The sequence below is a fragment of the Streptomyces sp. NPDC012827 genome (assembly GCF_042900905.1).
GTDB lineage: Bacteria > Actinomycetota > Actinomycetes > Streptomycetales > Streptomycetaceae > Streptomyces > Streptomyces gulbargensis.
The window spans coordinates 375810-399703 of sequence record NZ_JBIBBY010000007.1; the positions used below are offsets into that span (position 1 = coordinate 375810).

Annotated in this window: 18 protein-coding genes, 1 rRNA gene and 1 pseudogene; 5 read left to right on the plus strand and 15 right to left on the minus strand. The window is 74.0% G+C overall.

The genetic code is table 11. The annotated features are described in order from the left end of the window. Nucleotides 1-375: 375 nt before the first annotated feature. Nucleotides 376-2178 (plus strand): glycoside hydrolase family 15 protein, encoded by a 1803-nt coding sequence (locus ACFY60_RS18545; RefSeq protein WP_388617345.1) that lies wholly within the window; start codon nucleotides 376-378, stop codon nucleotides 2176-2178. A gap of 64 nt (nucleotides 2179-2242) precedes the next feature. On the opposite strand, the gene ACFY60_RS18550 is transcribed toward ACFY60_RS18545, so the two are convergent. Both ACFY60_RS18550 and ACFY60_RS18555 read right to left on the minus strand, forming a co-directional pair. Beyond that, complete coding sequence (locus tag ACFY60_RS18550) at nucleotides 2243-3889, minus strand: flavin monoamine oxidase family protein (RefSeq protein ID WP_388617348.1); 1647 nt, start codon at nucleotides 3887-3889, stop codon at nucleotides 2243-2245. A 115-nt stretch (nucleotides 3890-4004) separates the two neighbouring features. Further along, nucleotides 4005-5522, minus strand: coding sequence for an APC family permease (locus tag ACFY60_RS18555; protein ID WP_388617351.1), 1518 nt, complete (start codon nucleotides 5520-5522; stop codon nucleotides 4005-4007). Between the two features lie 161 nt (nucleotides 5523-5683). Between ACFY60_RS18555 and ACFY60_RS18560 the strand changes: the two genes are divergently transcribed. Together ACFY60_RS18560 and helR are read left to right on the plus strand one after the other, a co-directional pair. Further along, entirely contained in the window at nucleotides 5684-7306 is a 1623-nt protein-coding gene (locus ACFY60_RS18560; protein WP_388617356.1) for a PucR family transcriptional regulator, read from the plus strand. A 198-nt stretch (nucleotides 7307-7504) separates the two neighbouring features. Continuing rightward, nucleotides 7505-9646 carry an RNA polymerase recycling motor ATPase HelR gene (gene helR, locus ACFY60_RS18565; RefSeq protein WP_388617358.1) on the plus strand — a complete coding sequence of 714 codons (2142 nt, stop codon included), beginning with the start codon at nucleotides 7505-7507 and terminating at the stop codon, nucleotides 9644-9646. A gap of 39 nt (nucleotides 9647-9685) precedes the next feature. Here the strand turns inward: helR and ACFY60_RS18570 are convergent, their stop codons facing one another. The 6 genes from ACFY60_RS18570 to ACFY60_RS18595 all read right to left on the minus strand — a co-directional run bounded on the left by ACFY60_RS18570 (nucleotide 9686) and on the right by ACFY60_RS18595 (nucleotide 15639). Beyond that, nucleotides 9686-10774, minus strand: a complete 1089-nt coding sequence (locus tag ACFY60_RS18570; protein WP_388617361.1) for a glycosyltransferase family 4 protein — start codon at nucleotides 10772-10774, stop codon at nucleotides 9686-9688. Nucleotides 10775-10946: 172 nt separating this feature from the next. Continuing rightward, the gene (locus tag ACFY60_RS18575; RefSeq protein WP_388617364.1) at nucleotides 10947-11663 is read right to left on the minus strand and encodes a hypothetical protein; all 717 of its coding nucleotides are present in this window, start codon (nucleotides 11661-11663) and stop codon (nucleotides 10947-10949) included. Further along, nucleotides 11660-13402 carry a DNA repair protein RecN gene (recN, locus tag ACFY60_RS18580; RefSeq protein ID WP_388617367.1) on the minus strand — a complete coding sequence of 581 codons (1743 nt, stop codon included), beginning with the start codon at nucleotides 13400-13402 and terminating at the stop codon, nucleotides 11660-11662. Before recN ends, ACFY60_RS18575 begins: the two co-directional genes overlap by 4 nt. 59 nt (nucleotides 13403-13461) lie before the next feature. After that, nucleotides 13462-14385, minus strand: coding sequence for an NAD kinase (locus ACFY60_RS18585; RefSeq protein ID WP_309051513.1), 924 nt, complete (start codon nucleotides 14383-14385; stop codon nucleotides 13462-13464). Next, nucleotides 14382-15197, minus strand: coding sequence for a TlyA family RNA methyltransferase (locus ACFY60_RS18590; protein WP_388617371.1), 816 nt, complete (start codon nucleotides 15195-15197; stop codon nucleotides 14382-14384). Before ACFY60_RS18590 ends, ACFY60_RS18585 begins: the two co-directional genes overlap by 4 nt. A 7-nt stretch (nucleotides 15198-15204) precedes the next feature. Beyond that, nucleotides 15205-15639, minus strand: a complete 435-nt coding sequence (locus tag ACFY60_RS18595) for a hypothetical protein (protein WP_388617374.1) — start codon at nucleotides 15637-15639, stop codon at nucleotides 15205-15207. Nucleotides 15640-15681: 42 nt separating this feature from the next. Here ACFY60_RS18595 and ACFY60_RS18600 point away from each other — a divergent pair, with 42 nt between their 5' ends. Then, nucleotides 15682-16029: an SCP2 sterol-binding domain-containing protein gene (locus ACFY60_RS18600; protein WP_388617378.1), complete on the plus strand. Its 348-nt coding sequence runs from the start codon at nucleotides 15682-15684 to the stop codon at nucleotides 16027-16029. A gap of 59 nt (nucleotides 16030-16088) precedes the next feature. Here ACFY60_RS18600 and ACFY60_RS18605 read toward each other — a convergent pair whose 3' ends face one another. The 4 genes from ACFY60_RS18605 to ACFY60_RS18620 all read right to left on the minus strand — a co-directional run bounded on the left by ACFY60_RS18605 (nucleotide 16089) and on the right by ACFY60_RS18620 (nucleotide 20278). Beyond that, the gene (locus ACFY60_RS18605; RefSeq protein WP_388617406.1) at nucleotides 16089-16985 is read right to left on the minus strand and encodes an ABC transporter ATP-binding protein; all 897 of its coding nucleotides are present in this window, start codon (nucleotides 16983-16985) and stop codon (nucleotides 16089-16091) included. A 29-nt stretch (nucleotides 16986-17014) separates the two neighbouring features. Next, a complete protein-coding gene (locus ACFY60_RS18610; protein ID WP_388617381.1) occupies nucleotides 17015-18049 on the minus strand; it encodes a FecCD family ABC transporter permease in 1035 nt (344 codons plus the stop codon). After that, a complete protein-coding gene (locus ACFY60_RS18615; protein ID WP_388617384.1) occupies nucleotides 18046-19101 on the minus strand; it encodes an iron chelate uptake ABC transporter family permease subunit in 1056 nt (351 codons plus the stop codon). The genes ACFY60_RS18610 and ACFY60_RS18615 overlap by 4 nt, the downstream gene beginning before the upstream one ends. Before the next feature lie 76 nt (nucleotides 19102-19177). After that, nucleotides 19178-20278 (minus strand): HAD hydrolase-like protein, encoded by a 1101-nt coding sequence (locus ACFY60_RS18620; RefSeq protein ID WP_388617387.1) that lies wholly within the window; start codon nucleotides 20276-20278, stop codon nucleotides 19178-19180. 84 nt (nucleotides 20279-20362) lie between these two features. Here ACFY60_RS18620 and ACFY60_RS18625 point away from each other — a divergent pair, with 84 nt between their 5' ends. After that, a complete protein-coding gene (locus tag ACFY60_RS18625; RefSeq protein WP_388617389.1) occupies nucleotides 20363-21655 on the plus strand; it encodes a DUF1015 domain-containing protein in 1293 nt (430 codons plus the stop codon). A 61-nt stretch (nucleotides 21656-21716) separates the two neighbouring features. On the opposite strand, the gene ACFY60_RS18630 is transcribed toward ACFY60_RS18625, so the two are convergent. From ACFY60_RS18630 to rrf, 3 genes and pseudogenes are all read right to left on the minus strand, one after another. Beyond that, the gene (locus ACFY60_RS18630) at nucleotides 21717-22478 is read right to left on the minus strand and encodes a hypothetical protein (protein ID WP_389458773.1); all 762 of its coding nucleotides are present in this window, start codon (nucleotides 22476-22478) and stop codon (nucleotides 21717-21719) included. A 339-nt stretch (nucleotides 22479-22817) separates the two neighbouring features. Further along, a pseudogene (locus ACFY60_RS18635) lies at nucleotides 22818-23663 on the minus strand (tetratricopeptide repeat protein); the annotation flags it as partial. Nucleotides 23664-23802: 139 nt separating this feature from the next. After that, nucleotides 23803-23894, minus strand: a 5S ribosomal RNA gene (rrf, locus tag ACFY60_RS18640); the annotation flags it as partial.

Consider the following 23894-nt stretch of genomic DNA (forward strand, 5'->3'; position numbering starts at 1 on the left):
GTATCAGCGACGAAGGGAGACCGCTTCCGGCCACGCGTGGCAGTCGGGTGCACACGGACCGCGACGCGGCCCTCCGGGGAAGGGCTCTCCGGCGGGAAAAGGCCTGCTCGTCCGTGCTGCTCATCCGGGTGGCGCAGCGCGTTTCGTCCGCGTGATCGCGACGGTCACCCGGACGCGACGTATCCTGCTCGGAACTGCCTGCCGAGCCGGCCGGTCCACCGCACACCCCGCGCGCCGACCGGAATCACGGGCTCGTCGACGACCCTTTGACCGCTGACCCAGCCGGCCCCCGCCTCCCGTCGGGCCGGCACATCAGGCACATTCGTAGCAAGCGCCCCACGGGGCGGACGTGGCCGTTCGACTGGAGTGAAGCACGTGGCCGGGCGTATCGAGGATTACGCACTCATCGGAGACATGCAGACCGCGGCGCTGGTCTGCCGGGACGGCAGTGTCGACTGGCTCTGCCTGCCCCGCTTCGACTCTCACGCGATCTTCGCCGGATTGCTCGGCACGGAGGAGCACGGTTTCTGGCGGGTGGCCCCCGCCGTACCCGAAGGCGCCGAGCCGGCCCATGCCGACCGGCGGCGCTACCGCGGCGACTCGCTCGTCCTGGAGTCGGAGTGGGACACCCCGCGCGGCTCGGTACGGGTGACCGACTTCATGCCCCCGCGTGACGGGGCCCCGCAGCTCATCCGGATCGTGGAGGGGATCAGCGGCCGGGTGCCGATGCGTTCCTCGCTGCGCATGCGGTTCAGCTACGGCCGGATCGTGCCCTGGGTGCACAAGGTCGGGGACCGCACGGTCGCGGTCGCCGGGCCCGACTCGGTGTGGCTGGACACGGACGCGGAGACCCACGGCGAGCGCCTCACCACGTACTCCGAGTTCACGGTCACCCCGGGCGACCGGATCACCTTCACGCTGTCCTGGCAGCCCTCGCACAAGGAGCCGCCGCCGCTGCCCGAGCCGGAGGCCGCCCTGGAGGCCACCACCGACTTCTGGCGCGAATGGGTCGACCACTGCACGTACCACGGCCCGTACCGGGAGGCGGTGGTCCGCTCGCTGATCACCCTGAAGGCGCTGACGTACGCGCCGACCGGTGGCATCGTGGCGGCGCCGACGACCTCGCTGCCCGAGGAGATCGGCGGCGTACGGAACTGGGACTACCGCTACACCTGGCTGCGGGACGCGGCGATCACCCTCTCCTCGATGCTCCGCACCGGCTACCGCGACGAGGCCCGCGCCTGGCGGGACTGGCTGCTGCGCGCGGTCGCGGGAGACCCGGAGAACCTGCAGATCATGTACGGCATCGCGGGCGAGCGGGAGCTCGGCGAGGCGGAGCTGGACTGGCTGCCCGGGTACGAGAACTCGGGCCCGGTCCGGGTGGGGAACGGCGCCGCCAACCAGCTCCAGCTGGACGTGTACGGCGAGGTCACCGAGGCGCTCCACCTCGCCCACATGACGGGCCTGTCCCGCAACGACTACGCCGCCCTGCTCCAGCTGAAGCTGATCGAGTACCTGGAGAAGAACTGGAACCAGCCCGACGAGGGCATCTGGGAGGTGCGCGGCCCGCGCCGGCACTTCACGCACTCCAAGGTGATGGCCTGGGTGGCGGTCGACCGGACGATCAAGCTGATCGAGTCCGGGGACGCCGACGGCCCGCTGGAGCGCTGGCGGGAGCTGCGCGACGAGATCCACCGGGACGTGTGCGAGAAGGGCTACGACAAGGAGCGCAACACGTTCACGCAGTCGTACGGCTCGAAGGAGCTGGACGCCTCGCTGCTGCTGATCCCGCAGATGGGCTTCCTGCCGCCGGACGACAAGCGGGTGATCGGCACCATCGAGGCGATCCAGCGCGAGCTGTCCACGGAGGACGGGTTCGTGCTGCGGTACCCGACGGCCGGCGAGGAGGCCGGGGTCGACGGCCTGGAGGGTGACGAGGGCGCGTTCCTGGCGTGCTCGTTCTGGCTGGCGGACGACCTGGCGATGATCGGCCGGGTCGACGAGGCCCGCGTCCTGTTCGAGAAGCTGCTCTCGCTCCGCAACGACCTCGGCCTGCTCGCCGAGGAGTGGGACCCGCGGCTCCAGCGCCAGGTGGGGAACTTCCCGCAGGCCTTCAGCCACGTTCCGCTGATCGACACGGCGCTGCGCCTGACCGCCTCGGGCGCGTACGGCGGCTGACGGACGCGTCGCGACCGCCGGCCCCGGGGGTCCTCCCCCGGGGCCGGTGTGCGTCCCGGTGGGCTCAGCCCAGGGCGTCGATCACCTCCCGGGCCGCGCGCTCGCCCTCGGTGGCGCCGCCTTCCATGAAGCCCTGGAAGTCGTACGAGCAGTGTTCGCCCCCGATGTGGACGTTGCCCTGGGCGGTGCCCTCGTAGCCCGCGTAGCGGTGGAGGTAGCCCACCGGCCAGCAGGAGTACGCGCCGAGGGTGTAGGGGTCCTTGTGCCAGGCGGAGAGCTGGGCGCGGCCGGTGTACGCCTTGGAGGTGCCGGGGAAGAAGGCGTCGATGCCCCTGAGGTGCCGGGCGACCAGGTCCCGTACGTACGGGTCGGACTCGGTGGAGAAGGGCCCGGCCGGGTTCAGGGACCGGGCCAGGCTGCCGCCGTGGTACTGGATGAGGATGCCGCCGGTGCCGCCCTGGATCTTGGTGGTGTCCCAGGTCTGCTGGACCTCGGTGTCGGTGAAGCAGTCGCCGGCCGAGACCCCGGGCCAGGGGCCGGTGCCGCGCCAGGGGCGGGTGGCGAACTGCATGTTGAGCTTGGTGCAGTGGCCCATGCGGGCGTCCCCGAGCAGGTCGCGCATGCGCGGCTCGAAGCCGGCCCGCGACAGGTCCAGCCGCTGGAGGACGGGCAGCGGGAGACAGAGGACGGTGCGGTCGGCGGTGACGGTCCGGGTGGTGCCCGCCTCGGTGAAGGTGAGCGTCTGGGTGCCGTCGGCGTTGGCGCGCAGGGCCGTCAGGGACCAGCCCATGCGCAGGGTGCCGGGGGCGAGCGCCCCGGCGATGGCGTTCGGGAGCCGGTCGTTGCCGCCGACGACGTGGTAGCGCTCGTTGGACAGGCCCCAGACGTTGAAGTTGCCGGGATTGGTCTGATAGCCCATCAGCAGGACGAGGGCGAGCGAGGACTGCTCGGTGGTGTCGGCGCCGTACTCGACGTTGTAGGCGACGTCGATGAAACGGCCGAGCGGGGAGGAGTGGCCGCCGGGGACGCGGGTCTCGATCCACTCGTGTATCGACATGTTGTCCAGCGCGGTGCCGGCGGGCGTGCTCCGGTTCCACTTCACCTCCCCCGCCTCGATCAGGTCCCGGTGGAGGGCCTGGTAGACGGCCTTGAAGTCCTCGTCGGCCTGGTGGCGCGGGTAGTAGGCGCCGTTGAACCAGAGGACCTCCTCGGCGCCGTTGGGCCCGCCGCCGAGGAAGTCCTCGACGGCGAGGCCGAAGCGGCGGCAGAGTTCGAGCATCTTCTTGTGGCTGGTGTCGATCAGTTCACCGCCGATCTCGGACGTCTGCCCGTACGCCCAGTGGTCGCGCTGCGTCCACATGCGCCCGCCGACCCGGGAGGGGTTGGCCTCGTAGAGCACCGGGGTGAGCCCGGCGTCCTGGAGGGTGAGGGCGGCGGTGAGACCGGAGATCCCGGCGCCGACGACGGCGATCCGGGCGGTGCTCCTGACGGGCCGGTCGGGGACGGGGGCGGCGGCAGCGGCGGGCCCGGCGGCCACGGCGCCCGCGCCGGCCGTGAGCCCGGCCGCGGCGGCGTACTTGAGGAGGGTGCGGCGTCCGAGGGCGTCGGAGCGCAGGCCGCGGAGTTCGTCGACGGGGATGCCGAGCCTCCGGGCGCCGGCGTGCTCGGCGGCCAGCCGCTTCAGGAGGTGCATCGGGTGGGAGCGTGCCATGGGGCTCTCCTGCGGGGGTGAGTGGGTCCGGCTCCGGTGGCGGTCCGGGGCCGGTGGTTCCGGTGGGTCCTGGGCGGGTGGTCCCAGGACCCGGTGGCGGGCCGGGCCGGTGGGGTCAGCTCCGGTGCGCCGCGGCGGGTTCGGGCTCGGGGGCGCCGTCCTCGCGTTCGACGGCGTCCTCCAGGACGATCCGGCCGATGACCTCGTAGCGCTCGGGCCGCCTGGCCCTGAGGTACAGGCCGAGGCCGAGGCCGCCGAGGAAGACGAGGCCGACGATCCACGGGATGGCCTCGAAGAAGAGGGAGTCGGCGGCGAGTCCGGCCGCGGTCTCCATGTTGACGACGAGCAGCACGACCACGGCGGTCATGCCGATCCCGCCGAGGAGCGGCGCGGTGAGGGTCCTGAACCAGTGCCGGTCCTCGGGGTGGTTCTTGCGGAAGTAGCCGATGACCGCGAAGGAGCAGAGGGTCTGGACGATGAGGATCGCCATCGTCCCGAGGATGGCGAGCAGGGTGTAGAGGTGGATGTACGGGTCCTGGCCGGTGAGCCAGAAGGCGCCCACGAGGACGACGGCGACGGCGCTCTGGGTGAAGGAGGCGATGTACGGCGAGCCGTGCCGGGCGTGCGTACGCCCGAGGGCCGGGTGGAGGAAGCCCTCGCGGCCGATGGCGTACAGGTAGCGCGAGGCGCACTGGTGGAAGGCCATGCCGCAGGCGAAGGAGCCGGTGAGCAGCAGCCACTGGAAGGCGTCCACGGCCCAGGCGCCGATGTAGGACCGGGTGGGCGCGAAGAACAGGTCGAGGGGGGTGGCGGAGGAGGAGAGGCTCACGGAGCCGGCGAGGCCGCTTCCGGCGATCGTCATCCACGACACGTAGATGTAGAAGAGGCCGACGCCGATGACGGAGATGAGGGTGGCGCGCGGGATGACCCGCTTGGGGTCGCGGGACTCCTCGCCGTACATCGCGGTGGACTCGAAGCCCACCCACGACCAGAAGGCGAAGAAGAGGCCCAGACCGGCGGAGGCGCCGGTGAAGGCGTTCTTGGGGTTGACGGGCTCCAGGGGTATCCCGTCGGGCCCGCCGCCCGCGAGCAGGACGGCGGTGGCGACCGCGAAGAGGACGGCGATCTCCGCGATCAGCATGACGCCGAGGGCTTTGGCGGTGAGGTTGATGTCGAAGTAGGAGAGGACGGCGGTGACGGCCAGCATGACGGCGGCGTAGAGGATCCACGGCAGGTCCACGCCGAGCTGGTCGGCGACGGTCGTCCGGGTGAAATAGGCGAAGACACCGACGATCGAGGCCTCGAAGACGATGTACGCGAGGACGGCGAGCATGCCGGAGGCCATGCCGGCGATGCGGCCGAGGCCGTGCGAGATGTAGCCGTAGAAGGCGCCGGCGGCGGTGATCCGCCGGGCCATGGCGACGTAGCCGACCGAGAAGACGGTCAGGACGAGGGTCGCGAAGAGGTAGCCGGCGGGCGCGCCGGTGCCGTTGCCGAAGCCGACGGCGATGGGAAGGTTGCCGGTCATGGCGGTGATCGGGGCGGCGGTGGCGACGGCCATGAAGACGACGCCGACCAGACCGACGGAGTTCGCCTTGAGCCGGTGGACCTCTGGGGTGGATTTCTCTGCCATGGCGCGAGAGCATCCTCGCGAGTGACGTAGGCCACAATCGACATGCGGTCGCACAATTCACGCCACGGGGCGACGAGTTGTCGCCCCGGCAGGCGGGCGGTCCGGTCCCGTGACCGTGGGGTGATGTCGCGGAAACACGGACGCGGGTAGCGTCCGGGCCCATGGAGAGTCAGGGCGGGATCACCGTGCGGCGGGCCCTCGAGCTCCCGGGCCTGCGCGGCGGGCTCCCGGAGGTCGTGGCGTGCGCGGACCGGCTGCACCGCACGGTGCGCTGGGTGCACGCGGGCGAGGTGCCGAACATCGCCTCGCTGCTCAAGGGCGGCGAGCTGCTGCTCACGACGGGGCTGGGCCTCGGGACCCGCCCGGCCGAGCAGCGGGCCTTCGTGCGGCGGCTCGCGGACCGGGGCATCGCCGCGCTCGTGGTCGAGCTGGGTCCGCGCTTCGACCGGCTGCCCGCGACGATCGTGGAGACGGCGCGGGCGGCGGGTCTGCCGCTGGTGCAGCTGCACCGCGAAGTGCCGTTCGTGGCGGTGACGGAGGAGATCCACACCGAGATCGTCAACGGTCACTACGCGCTCCAGCGGCAGGCCGAGGAGGTGCACCGCCAGTGCACCGAGGCGCTGCTCGGCGGTGGCGGGGTGCCGCAGGTGCTGCGCATCCTGTCGGACTTCGCCGCCAATCCCGTCTTCCTGGAGACGGCGGACGGGCAGCTGCTGTACGCGGCGGGCACCGCGCCCGGCCCGGCGGACCCGCTCCAGGTGTGGGACGGGCTGCGCGGCCGGCGGGCGGCCCGCGAGTCGGGTCCGCCGACCGGCACGGTCCTCGTCGACGTGCCGGGCGGCGGGCCGGGAGCGGGTTCCGTGCGGGCCCGGCTCGTCGTCCTCGCGGTCTCCGGTACGCCGGCTCCCGTGCACCGGATGGCCGCCGAGCGGGCGGCGGGGCTGCTGGCCGTGGTGCTGATGCAGGCCCGGCAGGAGGAGGAGCTCGCCGCACGCGGCCGGGGCGACTTCCTGACGGACCTGGCGGAGGGGCGGATCTCGGCGGAGGACGCCCCGGCGCAGGCCCGGGTGCTCGGCTTCCGGCCGGGTGACGGGCCGCTGCTGCCGGTGGTGATGCGCCTGGCGGCGGAGCTGTCCCCGGCGGGGAACTGGGCGCTGCTGGCCCGGGCCGTCCTGGAGGAGCTGGCCTCCGTCGGGGTGCCGGTGCTGCTCGGTGTCCGGCCCGTGGAGGGCAGGGTGCCGCTGCTGCTCGGCCTGCGGACGGAGTCGGAGCGCACGGCGGTCGCGGACCGGGTGGCGGCGGCGCTGCGGGCGGGGGTGGAGCGGGCGGGCCTGGAGCGGACCGGGGCGCATCCGCCGGTGGTCGTGGTGGGCGTCGCGGGCGGCTGGGCGGCGGCCTCGGCGGGGCTGCGGCACGCTGCGGAGACCGCGACGGCGGCGCAGGGCCTGTCGGACCGGCCGTGGTACGACGCGCGGCGGCTCGACATCGACCTGCTGCTGTGGCGGCTGCGGGACCACCCGGACCTGGCGGCCTTCGTGGAGCGGGCGATCGGTCCGCTGCGCGATCACGACCGCACCGCGCGGCCGCCGCTGCTGCCGACCCTGGAGACCTATCTGGCGCACGCGGGCCGCAAGGCGGAGACGGCCCGGGAGCTGCACCTCAACCGGCAGACGCTCTACAACCGGCTGGCCCGCATCTCCGAGCTGCTCGGCACGGATCTCGACGACCCGCAGACGGTCCTGGCCCTCTCGCTGGCCCTGCGCGCGCGACGCCACACGACCTGACCGGCGAGGGGGCCAGGGGAACCAGCGGCAGCGGCCGTGACAGCCGTGAGAACAGCCGTGAAAACACGGAAGCGAGGAACACCCGCTCCTCGCCACTCTCAACGTATAGCAGAGAGGGGGCCTTGCGGCAAGGCCCCCTTCGTACCGCAGAATCACTGGCCTCACCCCCCGAGCTGCGGAAATGGGAGATTCACCGAAGTGTGCTCCAGTGCGTTCGACCTGCCCGACCGACTCTCCCCCAAGGCCGACCCGGCGCTGATCGCCGGTGACGAGCGGCATTTCGCCGCCGTCGCCGAAACCCTGGAGCAGTCGATCGCCGAACTGTCCGACCGCCTGGCCGAGGTGCGCAGGGCGCCCGGCGGCGCCGGCCGCGAGGCCATGGAGCGGGATTCCGAGATCCACCGGCTCAGCGGCCGGCTGCGCACCCTGCGCCGCTTCGGCCTGGACCTGTGCCTGGGCCGGATCGTCGGCGCCGGCGACGAGGAGCCGGTGTACATCGGGCGTCTCGGTCTCACCGACAGCACCGGCCGCCGGCTGCTCGTGGACTGGCGCACCCCCGCGGCGGAACCCTTCTTCGCCGCGACCCACGCCCACCCGATGGGGCTCGTCAGCCGCCGCAGGTACCGGTGGTCCGGCGGACGCGTCACGGACTACTGGGACGAGGTGTTCACCACCGACGGCCTCGAAGGGCACGCGGCCCTGGACGACCAGTCCGCCTTCATCGCCAGTCTGGGCGGCAACCGGTCGGAGCGGATGCGCGACGTCCTCGCCACCATCCAGGCCGACCAGGACACCATCATCCGCGCCGGCTCCAAGGGCGCCCTCGTGGTCGACGGCGGCCCCGGCACCGGCAAGACCGTCGTGGCCCTGCACCGGGCCGCGTACCTCCTGCACTCCGACCCGCGCCTGGGCCACCGCAGGGGCGGCGTGCTGTTCGTCGGCCCCCACCAGCCGTACCTGAACTACGTCGCCGACGTTCTGCCGAGCCTCGGCGAGGAGGGGGTGCGGACCTGCACCGTGCGGGACCTCGTCCCCGAGGGGGCGCGGGCGGTCGCCGAGAGCGATCCGGAGGTGGCCCGGCTGAAGTCCTCGGTGGCCATGGTCCGCACGATCGAGCTCGCGGCCCGGTTCTACGAGGAGCCGCCCACCGAGGGGCTGACGGTCTCCACCCCCTGGGCCCAGATCCCGCTGACCGCCGACGAGTGGACCGAGGCGTTCGAGGCCGCCGAGGGCGCCCCGCACAACGAGGGCCGTGAACTCATCTGGGACGAGCTGGGCACGATCCTGCTGGAGAAGCTGGACAGCGACGTCCCCGAGGACCAGTTCCGCCGGGCCCTGCGGTACGACAAGGAGCTGTCCGGCGCCCTCGCCGCGGCCTGGCCGCTCCTGGAGCCGACGGACCTCGTCGGGGACCTGTGGTCGGTGCCCGCCTATCTGCGGTTGTGCGCGCCGTGGCTGGCCGCGGACGAGGTGCGCCGCCTGCAGCGGGCGGACGCCCAGGCCTGGACGGTCTGCGACCTGCCGCTCCTGGACGCGGCGCGGCAGCGGCTCGGCGACCCGAAGGCGTCCGTGCGCAAGCGGCGGCACGACGCCGCCGTCCGGGCCGAGCGCGAGCGGATGGCCGGGGTCATCGACAACATCGTCCGGTCCGACGCGGACGGCGAGGGCGCGGTCACCATGCTCATGGGCCGGGACCTCCAGGACACCCTCATCGACGGGAGCGCGCTGCCCGGCGCCCTGACGGACCCCCTCGCCGGGCCCTTCGCGCACATCGTGGTGGACGAGGCGCAGGAACTCACCGACGCCGAGTGGCAGATGCTCCTGTCGCGCTGCCCCTCGCGCAGCTTCACCGTCGTCGGCGACCGGGCCCAGGCCCGGCACGGCTTCACGGAGTCGTGGACGGAGCGGCTGGAGCGGGTCGGCATGGACCGGATCGAGGTGACCTCCCTGGGCATCAACTACCGCACGCCGGAAGAGGTGATGACGGAGGCGGAGAAGGTGATCCGGGCGGCTCTCCCGGACGCCAACGTGCCGGTCTCGGTCCGCGGCACGGGTGTGCCGGTCGTCCACGGCCCGGTGACGGACCTGGACGCGGTCCTGGACGGCTGGCTCGCCGAGCACGCCGAGGGCGTGGCCTGCGTCATCGGCGCCCCCTCCGTCGGGGACCGCCCGCGCGTCCGGTCCCTCACGCCCGGTCTGTCGAAGGGCCTGGAGTTCGACCTGGTCGTGCTGGTCGACCCGGAGGCCTTCGGCACGGGCATCGAGGGAGCGGTGGACCGTTACGTCGCCATGACCCGCGCGACCCAGCGGCTGGTGGTCCTGCGCTCGGCGGCGGCCTGACCGCACCGGCCGGGGCCCGACCCCGGCGCCCGCGCCGCCTCAGCGCCCGGAGAGTTCGTCGTACACGCTCAGGACGTGGGCGATCGTCTCGTCCTCCGTCGGCCAGGTGCGGGCCTGCGTCCGGCCGGCCGCCGCCAGGTCCATGCGGCGGTCCGTGTCCTCCAGGAGGCCGCGGACCGCCTCCGCCAGGGCGGTCGCGTCGCCGTACGGGACGAGCTCGGCGGCGTCCCCGACGAGTTCGGGCACGCCGCCGACGGCCGTCGCGACGAGCGGCACGCCGAGGCGCAGGGCCTCCTGGGCCAGCAGGGAGCGGGCCTCCCAGCGGGAGGGGAGGACGGCGATGTCCGCCGCCGCGAGGAGTTCCGCCACGTCGTCACGGCGGCCGATGAGCCGGACGGCGAGATCCTCGTCCTCGATCCGCCGCTGGAGCTGGGCGCGCCGGGGGCCCTCGCCGGCGATGACGAGGAGCGGCTGGGGGTCGAGTTCGCGCCAGACGCGGGCCGCGTCGAGCAGCGTCCCGTACCCCCGGCCGCGTTCGAGCGCTCCGACGGCCATGAGCAGGGGCCGTTCGACGGCGCCGAGTTCGGCGCGGGCCTTGCCGTCCTGGAGGCAGACGGGCCCCCGCCGGGCCGGTACGGCGACGGGCGCGAGCCGGGCGTCCCGGGCGCCGCGCCTGCGGGCGCGGTCCACGAGTTCGGAGGAGGTGGCCAGGACGACGGCCGCCGCCCGCGCGGTCCTGCGCTCCAGGAGCCGCAGGACGCCGCCGCGGGGCCCCTCCGCGTGGGCCCGGGTGTGCCAGGTGGTGACGAGCGGGGTACGGGCCGGGGCACCGCCGCCGGAGAGGGCGAGGGCGGCCCGGACGGAGGCGTGCAGGCCGTGGGCGTGCACGACGTCCGCGCCGATGGAGGCGTTGCGGACGGCGGCGACGGCCGTCAGGTCGCCGGAGCCCGGCAGCGGGACGAAGTGCGCGCCCGCGCCGGCGTAGTCGTAGAGGCGGTCCAGGCCGGCCGGGGCACACACGGTCACCCGCACGCCCCTCGCCACCAGCCCCGAGGCCAGTGATCGGACGTGCGCGCTGCTGCCCGCGCTGCCACCGCCCAGCACCTGGACCGTACGGAGCTGTGTCACGCGCCCAAGGATGCCAGCCCGGGCCCGCGACCGTACGCACGTTCCGGCGCCGAAACGGCGTCGTGCCCTTGTGCGGTCGGGGTCCCGGCGGCCGGATCCCGCCCTCGGTTCACCCACACGGGTGAGCGCGCGGTGCGGGCCCGACGGCGCCCTTCCTCCCGTGCGCCCGCGGTCACTTCCGCGCGCCGTCCCACTCCCCCCAGGCCGCGGCGGCGATCAGCCCGGCGGCGTGCGCGACGAGCCCCGGCCGCCCGTTCCCGGCGGCGACGGCCGCGCCCAGGGCGGCACCGAGCGCGTGGGCGCCGGTGTCGCCGAGCATGGTCCGCTCCCCCAGGTCGTCGGCGAGCACGGCCACCGCCGCGCCGACCGGGGCGGCGGCGAGCGGTGCGGCGGCGGGTCCCCGGAGCAGCCCCGGCAGGCCGAGCCCGAGCACCAGGAGTCCGGCACGGCCCGGCCGTACGTCCGTCAGGTTGACCAGATGGGCGGTGCCGGCGATGACGACGCCCGCGAGGAGCTTGTCGGCCGGCCGCTCCTTCAGAAGGGCCCCGGCGACCAGCGACGCGGCCCCGATCCCGAACAGCTTCACCGCCCCGCTGGTGACCTCGCCGTGCCGCAGCGCCGCCAGGTGGGCGCGGAAGCCGCGCCGGTGGTCGCCGCGCACGTCGTCGTACGCCCCGCAGGCACCGGCCGCGAGGACGGCGAGCGCGACCGGGCCGCTGCCCGCGCCGGCCGCCGCGCCCAGGGCCGTCGCCGGCCCCGCGTACAGGTCGACGCTCCGCCCCGCGTGGTTGGTGCGCAGCCACCGGCCGCCGGGACCCCGGCGGCGCACCCCTTCGTACACGGCGCGGGTCACGCCGGCGGCGAGCCCGAAGGCGGCGAGCGGGTTCACGCGTCGGCCCGGGCGGTGGCGAGCAGTTCCTCGGCGTGGGCGCGCGCCGTCTCGGAGTCCTCCTGGCCTGCGAGCATCCGGGACAGCTCCCGCACCCGCTCCTCGCCCTCCAGGACGGTCACGCCGGAGCGGGTGACCGAGCCGTCGCTGGTCTTCTCGACCAGCAGCTGCCGGTCGGCGAAGGCGGCCACCTGCGGGAGGTGGGTGACGACCACGACCTGGGCGCTTTTGGCCAGCTTGGCGAGCCGGCGGCCGATCTCCACGGCCGCCTTGCCGCCGACGCCGGCGTCGACCTCGTCGAAGAGGTAGGTCGGCACCGGGTCGACCCCGGCGAAGACGACCTCGACGGCGAGCATCACCCGGGAGAGCTCACCTCCCGAGGCGCCCTTGGCGATCGGGCGCGGCGGGGCCCCCGGGTGCGGGGCGAGCAGCAGCTCCACCTCGTCGGCGCCGGACGGGCCGTAGGCGACGCGCCGGCCGCCGACCTCGACGCCCTCCGGGTCCTCGGTCTGCCGGATGTCGAAGGACACGCGCGCGTGCGGCATGGCGAGGGAGGCCAGTTCGGCGGTGACCGCGTCGGCGAAGCGGGCGGCGGCCTCCGTCCGGGCGTCGGTGAGCCGCTGTGCGAGCACGGACAGCTCGTCGCGCAGCCGGTCGCGCTCGGCGGTCAGCTCCTCCACGCGGTCGTCGTCGCCTTCGAGCTCGCCGAGGCGCGAGGCGCTCTCCTCCGCCCAGGCGAGGACGGCCGAGACGTCCTCCCCGTACTTCCGGGTCAGCTGGGTCAGGGCGGCCCGCCGCTCCTCGACGGCGGCCAGCCTCAGCGGGTCGGCGTCCAGGTTGTCGGCGTAGCCGGCGAGCTCCCCCGCCACGTCCGCGAGGAGGATGGAGATCTCCTCGGTCCGGTCGGCGAGCGCGGCGAGCGCCGGATCGTGCGCCCGTACGGCCTCCAGGGCGCGGCCCGCGCCGGCGACGAGGGTCGTGGCGTCGACGGCCTCCGGGTCCTCGGGGTCGCCGGCCAGCGCCCGGTGGGCGAGCGCGGCGGCGGAGGCGAGGGCCTCGGCGTGACCGAGGCGCTCGGCCTCGGCGGCCAGCTCCGCGTCCTCCCCGGCGCGCGGGGCGACGGCCTCGATCTCCGTGAGCCCGAAGCGCAGGAGATCGGCCTCCTGCGCTCGCTCACGTGCCCGAGTGGTGATCTCCTCCAGCTCGGCGGTGACGGCCCGCAGCCGCTTGTACGCCGCGCCGTAGGCGGCGAGGGGGACGGAGACGCCCTCACCGGCGTACCGGTCGAGCGCGCCGCGCTGCCGGGCGGGCTTCAGCAGGCCCTGCTGGTCGGTCTGGCCGTGGACGGCGACGAGTTCGTCGGCGAGCTCCGCGAGCAGTCCGACGGGCACGGAGCGCCCTCCCAGGTGGGCCCGGGACCGCCCCTCCGCCGAGATGGTGCGGCTCACCAGGAGCGCGCCGTCGTCGAGCTCCGCCCCGGCCTCCTCGGCGCGTACGGCGGCGGGCGCGCCGGGAGGCACGGTGATCCGCCCCTCGACGACGGCCGAGGCCGCGCCGATCCGTACCAGGGCCGGGTCGGCCCGTCCGCCCAGCAGCAGGCCCAGGCTGGTCACGACCATGGTCTTGCCCGCACCGGTCTCACCGGTCACCGCGGTGAAGCCGGGCGACAGCTCGACCACCGCGTCGTCGATGACCCCGAGCGACCGTATCCGCATCTCCTCCAGCACGCCCCAGACCATACGAGGTTTACCGGGTCGGACGCGACATCGGCCCCGTGCGTCACCCGTGAGGGCGTGGATCAGTGGGGGGCGCCGCGCCATCCGGAGACGGGCAGGGCGAACTTGGCGACCAGCCGGTCCGTGAAGGAGGCGTGGTGGAGACGGGCGAGCCGGACGGGGACGGCGCCGCGCCGGACCTCGACGCGGGCGCCCGCCGGGAGCTCCACGGTCCGCCGTCCGTCGCACCACAGCACACCGTGCGGGGTGTGCGGCTCGACCTCCACGGCCAGGACCGAGTCGGGGGTGGTCACCAGCGGCTTGGCGAAGAGGGCGTGCGCCCCGATCGGGACCATGAGGAGGGCCTCCACCTCCGGCCAGACGACCGGTCCGCCCGCCGAGAAGGCGTAGGCGGTGGAGCCGGTGGGGGTCGCGCAGATCACCCCGTCGCAGCCGAATCCGGTCACCGGACGCCCGTCGATGGCGAGGACGACCTCCAGCATGCGCTCGGGCGACACCTTCTGGACGGCGGCCTCGTTGAGCGCCCAGTCGCGGTGCAGCACGTCGCCGTTCTGGTGGACGGCGACGTCGAGCGTCATCCGCTCCTCGACCTCGTACGCCTTGGTGACGACCCGGTCGACGACCTTGTCGAGGTCGTCCCGCTCGGCCTCAGCGAGGAAGCCGACACGGCCCAGGTTGACGCCGAGCATGGGGACGCCGGAGGCGCGGGAGAACTCGGCCCCGCGCAGCAGGGTCCCGTCGCCGCCGAGGACGACGAGCAGTTCACAGCCGTCGAGGGCGTCCGAGCAGGCCTCCGGCACCTTCTCGACGGAGGGGGGCAGCGGCAGGTCCGCGGCCTCGGCCTCGAGGACGCGGACGCCTATGCCGCTGCGCAGCAGCCCCAGGACGACCAGTTCGGCGCTGCGCACGGCGGCCGGCCGGCCCGTGTGCGCGAGCAGGAAGACGGTACGCGGTGCTGTCTCTGGTGCTGCTGCCGATGAACTCAACGAGGTCCCTCCGCCACGGCCCGGTCGACGTCGGCCGGATCCAGCGCGGGCGCTCCTGCCCGCAGCCACAGAAAGTACTCGACGTTTCCGGAGGGGCCGGGCAGCGGGCTCGCGGTGACGCCCAGAACACCGAGTCCGAGCTCCCCGGCCTGCCGCGCGACGTTCTTCACGGCGTCGGCGCGGAGTTCGTCGCTCCGCACCACTCCGCCGGACCCGAGCCGCTCCTTACCCACTTCGAACTGCGGTTTCACCATGAGGACGAGGTCGGCGTCCGGGGCGGTGCAGGCGACGAGGGCGGGCAGCACGAGGCCGAGGGGGATGAAGGAGAGGTCGCCGACGACGAGATCGACGGGAATGCCGTCGATGGCGTCGAGTGTCAACTCGCGCACGTTGGTGCGGTCCTTCACGGTGACGCGGGCGTCACTCCGGAGGGACCAGGCGAGCTGTCCGTAGCCGACGTCGACGGCGACGACGTGCGCGGCGCCGGCCCGCAGCAGGACGTCGGTGAAGCCTCCGGTGGACGCGCCCGCGTCGAGGGCGCGCCGGCCCTCGACCCGCAGCCCCCGGGGTACGAAGGCGGCGAAGGCACCGGCCAGCTTGTGGCCGCCGCGCGACACGTAGTCGGGGTCGGAGTCGTCCTGGGCGACGACGATGGCCGCGGCCGTTTCGACCTGGGTGGCGGGCTTGGTGGCGACGGTCTTGCCGACGGTCACCCGGCCCGCGGCGATCAGCTGGCCGGCGTGCTCGCGCGACCGCGCGAGTTTGCGCCGGACCAGCTCGGCGTCGAGACGGCGGCGTGCCACTCCTGCCACGTTCGGTTCAGCTCCTGTTGTCGTGCGGTCGGGGGGCGGGGTGCGCGTCGAGCGAGGTCAGCTCGGCGCGCAGTCCACGGTGTACATCCTCGTACACGGCCGGGTGCCGGTCCGCCGGGAGGCGGTCGACCTCGGCCAGCCGCTCCAGCTGCGCGTCGACGGCGGCGTACCCGGTGGGCTCCCGGGGTGCGCCGAGGGGCTCGCCGCCCGTCTCCGGCCCCGCGCCGCCGTACGGTACGGCCTCGGGGGCGGGTACGGGCGCCGGTTCCGGGCCGGCGGCGGGCCCGGCAGCCGGGGCCTCGGCATCGGCCGGGCGCCGGCCCGCCCCCGGGTCCCGCTCCGGGCCCCGTCCGGAGTCCCCGCCCGGGGCGGGGTCCCGTCCCGGGTCCGCGCTCGTGCCCGCACCTCCGGCCGGCACCGCCTCCGGCTTCGCATCGTTCATGCCACGACGCTACCGCGAAGCCCTGGGGTACCGTCGTCGGCGATGGCGACGATCACGGAGTGCCGCACGGCACTGGACAGACTCTCCGACAACCTGGCCGGGACGAACGGCGGTGTCCGGGGCGCGGCCGGGCTCGACCGCACCCTGAGCTGCCACCTCACCGACCTGGACACGACCTTCACCGGCCGTCTCGCGGACGGCCGGATCCACGTCGAGGAGACGGTCCCCGGGCCGCCGCCCGCGAAGGCGCAGATCCGGCTCGCGATGACAGGCGACGACCTGGTGGCGATGGTCGACGGCACCCTGAACTTCGCGAAGGCCTGGGCCTCCGGCCGGATCCGCCTGGAGGCGGGCGTCCGCGATCTGCTGCGGCTGCGTTCCCTGCTGTAGCCCGGCGCCTTCGGCCCGGCGGAGGGCCGTCGGCGCCGTACGGCCTCCCGGGGCGGGCCTCACGTCCCGAGCGCGGGCTCGGGACGCGGGGCGGAGGTCTCGGCGGCGGCCGGCTCCGGGGCCGGGGCGGGCCGCCGTGACCGCGCCTGCCGGCCGGCCGGGACGACCAGCGGGGTGCCCGTCTCCGGGTCGTCGATGACCTGGCAGCGCAGCCCGAAGACCTTCTCGACGAGCTCGGCGGTCACGACCTGCGACGGCGGGCCCTCCGCGACGACCTCGCCGCCGCGCACGGCGATGAGGTGGGTGGCGTACCGGGCGGCGTGGTTGAGGTCGTGCAGGACGGCGACGAGTGTCCGCCCCTGCGTCTCGTGCAGCTCGGCGCAGAGGTCGAGGATGTCGATCTGGTGCTGGATGTCGAGGTAGGTGGTCGGCTCGTCCAGCAGGAGGAGCGGCGTCTGCTGGGCGAGGGCCATGGCGATCCAGACGCGCTGGCGCTGGCCCCCGGACAGCTCGTCCACGAAGCGTTCCGCGAGTTCGGCGACCCCGGTGGCCGCCATGGACTCCTGGACGATCCGCTCGTCCTCGGGGGACCACTGGCGCAGCAGGCCCTGGTGCGGGTAGCGGCCGCGGGCGACGAGGTCGGCGACGGTGATGCCGTCGGGGGCGATGGACGACTGGGGCAGCAGGCCGAGGGTCTTGGCGACCTTCTTCGCCGGAAGGCTGTGGATCGACTCCCCGTCGAGCAGCACCCGGCCCTGGGCCGGCTTCAGCATCCGGGAGAGGGCGCGCAGCAGGGTGGACTTGCCGCAGGCGTTGGGTCCGACGATGACCGTGAAGGAGTGGTCGGGGATTTCGACGGAGAGGTCGCGGGCGATGACCCGCTGCTCGTAGGCGAGGGTGACCGCCTCCGCGCCGAGCCGCTGCCGTCCGCGCCGCTCCTGCCGCTGACCGTCCATACCCGTACTCCCGTTGTTCTTGTGCGTGGTCATATGCGGCCCGCCTTGCGTTCGGTGACGAGCAGCCAGAGCAGATAGCAGCCGCCGAGGATGCCGGTGACGACGCCGACGGGCAGCTGGCGCTCCCCGAAGGCGTTGGTGGCCAGCCAGTCCGCGGCGAGCAGCAGCACCGAGCCCATGAGGGCGGAGGCGCCGAGGTTGGGGCCGGGCGTCCGGGTCAGCCGGCGGGCCAGTTGAGGGGCGCTCAGCGACACGAAGACGATCGGTCCGGCGGCGGAGGTGGCGACGGCGACGAGCAGGACGGCCGAGGCCATGAGGAGGATCCGGGTCCGCTCGACCTTCACCCCGAGGGCGTACGCGGCGTCGTCGCCCATCTCCAGCATGCGCAGGGCCCGGCCGTGTCCGAGGACGAGCGGCAGAAGGACGCAGCAGACGGTGAGGAGCGGCCAGAACTGGGCCCAGTCGCGCCCGTCGAGGGAGCCCGTCATCCACACGGTGGCGCGCGTCGCGTCCACCAGGTTCGCCTTGGTGATCAGGTAGTGGATGACGGAGGTGAGCATGGCGGCGGCGCCGATGCCGACGAGCACGAGCCGGTAGCCGTGCACGCCCTTCTTCCACGCCAGCAGGTAGATCGCCGCTCCGGTGACGAGTCCGCCGACGACGGCCCCGCCGGCCGCGGCGGCGGCGCTGCCCTGGAAGAGGACGATGACGGTGAGCGCGCCGACCGTGGCGCCCTGCCCGAAGCCGATGACGTCGGGGCTGCCGAGCGGATTGCGCGAGATCGACTGGAAGACGGCCCCGCCGACGGCGAGGGCGGCGCCGACGAGGACGGCGACGAGGACGCGCGGCAGCCGGATCTCCATGACGGCGAATTCCTGGACGGGCGTGCCCGCGCCGAGGAGGGTGTCGACGACCTCGCCGGGCGTCATGGGGAAGTCGCCCGTGCCGACCAGCACCACGGCGCCGGCGAGGGTCAGCGCGAGCAGCCCGAGCACGGACAGCGCGCCCCGGGGCGCGTACCGCACGGAGAGCCCTCCCGCGGTCCGCAGGGTCTTGGTGGTCACAGCTGGGCCATCCTCTTGCGGCGTACGAGTCGGATGAAGACGGGCCCGCCGACGAGGGCGGTCACGATGCCGACCTGGAGTTCGGCGGGGCGGGCGATCATGCGCCCGATCACGTCGGAGCCGAGCAGCAGCACGGGCGCGAGGACCGCCGCGTACGGCAGGATCCAGCGCATGTCCGGCCCGGTCAGGGCACGCACCATGTACGGCACCATGAGGCCGAGGAAGACGATGGGCCCGCAGGCGGCGGTGGCGGCCCCGCACATCAGGGTGACGGCGGCCATGGCGATGATCCGCGTGCGGTTGATGTGGGCGCCGAGGGCCCGGGCGGTGTCGTCGCCCATCTCCATGGCGTTCAGGGGCCGGGAGATGAGCAGGGCGAGGACGGCGCCGGCGAGGATGAAGGGGGCGACCCGGCCGACCGTCTCCATGGTGGCGGAGGCGAGGGAGCCGACCGTCCAGAACCGCAGGCGGTCGAGGGCCGCGGAGTTGAGCAGCTGGACGGCGTTGACGTACCCGTAGAGCGCGGCGGTGGCGGCGGTTCCGGCGAGGGCGAGCCGGACGGGGGTGGCCGTGCGGCTGCCACCGAGGACGTACACGACGACGGAGACGACGGCGGCGCCGGCGAAGGCGAACCAGACGTAGTCGCGGACGTCGTCCACGCCGAGGAACGCGATCGCGGACACGACGGCCGCGGCGGCACCGGCGTTGACGCCGAGGAGGCCGGGCTCGGCGAGCGGATTGCGGGTGAGGCCCTGCATCACGGCCCCGGACAGGCCGAGGGCGAGACCGACGAGCAGTCCGAGGAGGGTCCGGGGCACGCGTACGTCGCGCACGATGATGTCGTTGCCCGTGCCGGTGGGGTCGAACAATCCGCGCCACACGTCGCCCAGCGGCATCGGCTTGGCACCGATCATGATGCTCAGGACACAGATCAGCAGCAGGACACCGACGGCGCCGACCAGGCCGACGGCGCGCACGGAATTCCGGCGCGTCGTCTTCTGGGCAGCGCCTGTCGACTCCGCGCTCGCACGGGAGGGACTCTCGACCAACACGGAGTTAGGTTAGCCTATCCAACTCTGCTGGTCGGAGGGGGAACCGGCGGACTTCCCACGGGCGTACGCCCGCCTCCTACAGGCCCAGCCGTGCCAGCGCCTTCCCGGCGTCCAGGCCGCACGCCCCGTCGCCCGCCGCGGTCCACGCCGCCGCGCACAGCGCCCGTACGCCGTCCATCGCGTCCCTCGCCCCGTCCCCGTCCCCGTCCCCGTCCGCGGACGTTTCCGGGCCGGCCGGCTCCAGCGTCAGCTCCCCGCCGCTCACGGCCGCGCGCCACCCGCCGCACACGAAAGCGCCGTCCTCCTCCGGCACCACCTCGGGCTGACGCTCCAGCAGGCCCCGCAGATCCCGCGCCACATACGTGGGCCGGTGCTCCGGCACCGCCGCGAGCAGCGTCGCCGCATCGGTGACACCGGTCAGGACGAGCAGCGAGTCCACGTCCCCGTTGAACGCGCCCTCGATGTCGGTGTCCAGCCGGTCGCCGACGACCAGCGGCCGCTCCGCCCCCGTCCGCAGCACCGTCTCCCGGTGCATGGGCGGCTGCGGCTTCCCCGCCACCTTCGGCTCCACGGCGCCCCCGGTCGCGATCCGTACGACCTCCACGGCCGCCCCGTTCCCGGGCCCGATGCCCCGCGCCCCGGGAATCGTCAGGTCGGTGTTGGAGGCGTACCAGGGCACTCCGCGCGCCACCGCGTACGCGGCCTCCGCGAACCGCCCCCACAGCAGCTCGGGCCCGCCGTACCCCTGGACGACGGCGACCGGCTCGTCGTCCGCCGACTCCACGGGCTCCAGGCCCCGTTCACGCAGGGCGACCCGCAGCCCCTCCCCGCCGATGACCAGCACCCGCCCACCGGCCGGCACGTCCTCCGCGATCATCCGGGCCACGGCCTGCGCCGAGGTGACCACGTCCGCGCCCTGGGCCGGCACCCCCAGCTCGGTCAGGTGCGCGGCCACGGCGTCCGGGGTCCGCAGCGCGTTGTTGGTGACGTAGGCCAGGTGCATGCCGCCCTCGCGGGCCGTACCGAGCGCCTCGACGGCGTGCGGGACGGCTTCGCCACCCGCGTACACCACCCCGTCCAGGTCGAGCAGGGCCGTGTCGTAGGCCGCGCTCAGCGCGACCGCGCTGCCCCCGGGCCTCGTCCTCCCGTGCCGCCGCTCCTGTCCGCTTCGCGCCATGACGCCGTACTCCTCACATCGCCCGGTGTAATTTCCCCGCTCCCCCGATCATCGCTCATGCCGCGCCGCACATACGATGACGAGATGAACACCTCAGGTCACGCGGCCGCCGATGCCCGCGCTGCCGCCGCAGGGTTGCGCCTGCGTCCGTTCCGCGGACTCCGTTACGTCCCCGAGCGGGTCGGCAGTCTGGCCGCCGTGACGTCGCCGCCCTACGACGTCGTCGTACGACCTGACGGGCTGCTCCACCTGGAGTCCGCCGACCCGCACAACATCGTCCGGCTGATCCTGCCCCAGGCGATCACCGCCGGCACCCGGCACCGCAAGGCGGCCGTCACCCTCGACCGCTGGATCGCGGAGGGCGTCCTCGCCCCGGACCCGGAGCCGGCGCTCTACGTCTACGAGCAGTACGGCGACGGCATCCTGCAGCGGGGAATCATCGGGGCGCTGGAACTCACCACCCCGGACAAAGGTGTCGTTCTGCCGCACGAGGACGTGATGCCGCACGTGGTGGAGGACCGCGCGGCCCTGATGCGGACCACGGCGGCCAACCTGGAGCCGCTGCTCCTGACCTACCCGGGCGACGGCGACGGCGCCGCCACGGTCGTGGAGCGCACCGTGGAGCGCGAACCGCTGCTGGCCACCACCACCGAGGACGGGTTCCAGCACCGCCTGTGGGCGGTCACGGACCCGGCCGAGCTGGCGGCGGTGGCGGCCGATCTCGCCCGCCACCAGGCTCTCATCGCGGACGGCCACCACCGCTGGGCGACCTATCTGCGGCTGCGCGACGAGCACCCGGCGCCGGGCCCCTGGAACTACGGCCTGGTCCTCCTCATCGACACCGTGCGCTATCCGCTGCGGGTCCGCGCGATCCACCGCCTCCTCAACCGGCTGCCGGTGCCGGACGCGCTCGCGGCGCTGGGCGACGCCTTCCGCGTCCGCCGCCTCGACGGGCCCCTCCCGGCGGCCCTCGACGCCCTCGCCGCCGCGGCGGCCGGGGGCAACGCCTTCCTCCTCGCCGGTGACGGCGGTTTCCACCTCCTGGACCGCCCGGACCGGGACCTCCTGGCCCGTACGATCCGCACCGACCGCCCGGAGGCCTGGCGCACCCTGGACGCGACGGTCCTGCACTCCACGCTCCTGGACCACGTCTGGCACATCCCGGACACCCCCGAGGAGATCGCCTACATCCACGACACCGAGGCGGCCGTGGAGCAGGCCGAGCGCCACGGCGGTACGGCGGTCCTGATGCACCCGGTACGCGAGGAGGTCGTCCGGGACCTGGCCCGGCAGGGCGTCACGATGCCCCGCAAGTCGACCTCCTTCGGTCCGAAGCCGGCCACGGGCCTGGTCCTGCGGAGCCTCGCGCTCGACTGAGGAACACCCCGGAACGACAGAAGGGCGGCACCCCCGCCGGGGGTGCCGCCCTTCTTCGCCGTCAGTCGCGGTCGTCGTCCTCGCCGGCGTCGTCGGCGTCGGCCGCTTCATCGCCGGGGTGCTCGCCCTGCTCCTCCGCCGTCTCGTCGAACGCGTCGACGAACTCGACGCCGTCCAGCTCCGCGAGCCGGTCGGAGGCGTCGGTGGCGCCGTCCTTGTCGGCTTCCAGGGCCTTGGCGAACCACTCGCGCGCCTCGCGCTCCCGCCCTGCGGCGAGCAGCGCGTCGGCGTAGGCGTACCGCAGGCGTGCGGTCCACGGGTGTACGGCGCTGGAGGCGAGTTCGGGGCTCTGCAGCGTCACGATGGCCGCGTCCAGCTGCCCCATGTCGCGGCGGGCGCCGGCGGCGACGAGCCGCATCTCGACCTGCCCGGCCTTGTCGAGCTTCTGCACCTCGGGCTCACCGGCCATGGCCAGCGCCCGCTCGGGCCGGCCCATGCCGCGCTCGCAGTCCGCCATGACGGGCCACAGCTCGACGCCGCCACTCATCCGCCGCGCGGCCCGGAACTCGGCCAGCGCCTCGGAGTACTTCTGCGTGGCGTACGCGGCGAAGCCGGCGGCCTCGCGGACGGCGGCGACACGGGAGGCGAGCCGCAGGGCGATCCGGGAGTACTCGTACGCCTTCTCGGGGTCCTCGTCGATCAGCTGGGCGACCATGACCAGGTTGCGCGACACGTCCTCGGCAAGCCCCTTGGGCAGGCTCATGAGCTCCTGGCGCACATCCGGGTCGATCTCCTCACCGGTGACCTCCGGCGGAATCGGCAGCCGCTTGATCGGCGCCCGGTCCCCACGGTCCCGGTCGTCCCGGCGCCCGAACCCGCCCCGGTCGTCACGACCGCGGTAGCCCCCGCGGTTGTCATCCCGCCGGTCGTCCCGGCGGAAGCCACCGCCACCGCGGCTGTCGTCACGGCGGGGCCCACGCGGCCGGTCGTCACGGCGGTCGTCCCGCGAGAACGAGGGACGCTCGTCACGACGGAAGGACGGACGCTCGTCCCGTCGGTCATCGCGGCGGAAGCCACCGCCACGGTTGTCGTCACGGCGGTCGTCACGCGGGAAGGAAGGGCGCTCGTCACGGCGGAACGACGGGCGGTCGTCGCGACGCTCGTCACGACGGAACGACGGACGCTCGTCCCGTCGGTCATCGCGGCGGAAGCCACCGCCACGGTTGTCGTCACGGCGGTCGTCACGCGGGAACGAAGGGCGCTCGTCACGGCGGAACGACGGGCGGTCGTCGCGACGCTCGTCACGACGGAACGACGGACGCTCGTCGCGACGGTCATCGCGGCGGAAGCCACCGCCACGGTTGTCGTCACGGCGGTCGTCACGCGGGAACGAAGGCCGGTCATCTCGCCGGAACGACGGGCGGTCGTCGCGACGGTCGTCACGGCGGAAGCCGCCGCCACGGTTGTCACCGCCGCGGTTGTCATCACGGCGGTCATCGCGGCGGAAACCGCCGCCACGGTTGTCGTCGCGACGGAACGACGGGCGGTCGTCGCGGCGGTCATCGCGCCGGAAGCCGCCGCCACGGTTGTCGCCACCCCGGTTGTCATCACGGCGGTCATCGCGGCGGAAACCTCCACCGCGGTTGTCGTCACGGCGGTCGTCACGCGGGAACGAGGGACGCTCGTCACGGCGGAAGCCGCCACCACGGTTGTCACCGCCGCGGTTGTCATCACGGCGGAAGCCACCGCCGCCGCGGTTGTCTCCGCCGCGGTTGTCGTCCCGTCGGTCATCGCGACGGAAGCCACCACCGCGGTTGTCATCGCGGCGGAAGCCACCGCCGCCGCGGTTGTCGCCACCGCGGTTGTCGTCACGGCGGAAGCCACCGCCGCCGCGGTTGTCACCACCACGGTTGTCGTCACGACGCGGCCCACGGAAGCCGCCCCGCTCGCCACCGTCCTTGCGGCGCGGCTCGCGCTCCGGTCGGTCGTCGGGAGAGTTGGTGGACATCGGCGTGACTCCTGTCTTCGGGTACTGCAGTCATTCTCGCGCAGCCGGCACTCCGCCGCGCATCGGCAAAAAGCCTGGGGAAAAACAAAAGGACCCCTGGCCCCAGCATGAACGCTGGGACCAGAGGTCCTGAAATATTGTTCGGCGGCGTCCTACTCTCCCACAGGGTCCCCCCTGCAGTACCATCGGCGCTGAAAGGCTTAGCTTCCGGGTTCGGAATGTAACCGGGCG

Coding starts and splice junctions, on each gene's coding strand:
- ACFY60_RS18550 (WP_388617348.1), bottom strand. CDS start 3,889: ATGGCACGCTCCCACCCGATGCACCTCCTGAAGCGGCTGGCCGCCGAG.
- ACFY60_RS18555 (WP_388617351.1), bottom strand. CDS start 5,522: ATGGCAGAGAAATCCACCCCAGAGGTCCACCGGCTCAAGGCGAACTCC.
- ACFY60_RS18560 (WP_388617356.1), top strand. CDS start 5,684: ATGGAGAGTCAGGGCGGGATCACCGTGCGGCGGGCCCTCGAGCTCCCG.
- recN (WP_388617367.1), bottom strand. CDS start 13,402: ATGGTCTGGGGCGTGCTGGAGGAGATGCGGATACGGTCGCTCGGGGTC.
- ACFY60_RS18595 (WP_388617374.1), bottom strand. CDS start 15,639: ATGAACGATGCGAAGCCGGAGGCGGTGCCGGCCGGAGGTGCGGGCACG.
- ACFY60_RS18600 (WP_388617378.1), top strand. CDS start 15,682: ATGGCGACGATCACGGAGTGCCGCACGGCACTGGACAGACTCTCCGAC.
- ACFY60_RS18605 (WP_388617406.1), bottom strand. CDS start 16,985: ATGGACGGTCAGCGGCAGGAGCGGCGCGGACGGCAGCGGCTCGGCGCG.
- ACFY60_RS18620 (WP_388617387.1), bottom strand. CDS start 20,278: ATGGCGCGAAGCGGACAGGAGCGGCGGCACGGGAGGACGAGGCCCGGG.
- ACFY60_RS18625 (WP_388617389.1), top strand. CDS start 20,363: ATGAACACCTCAGGTCACGCGGCCGCCGATGCCCGCGCTGCCGCCGCA.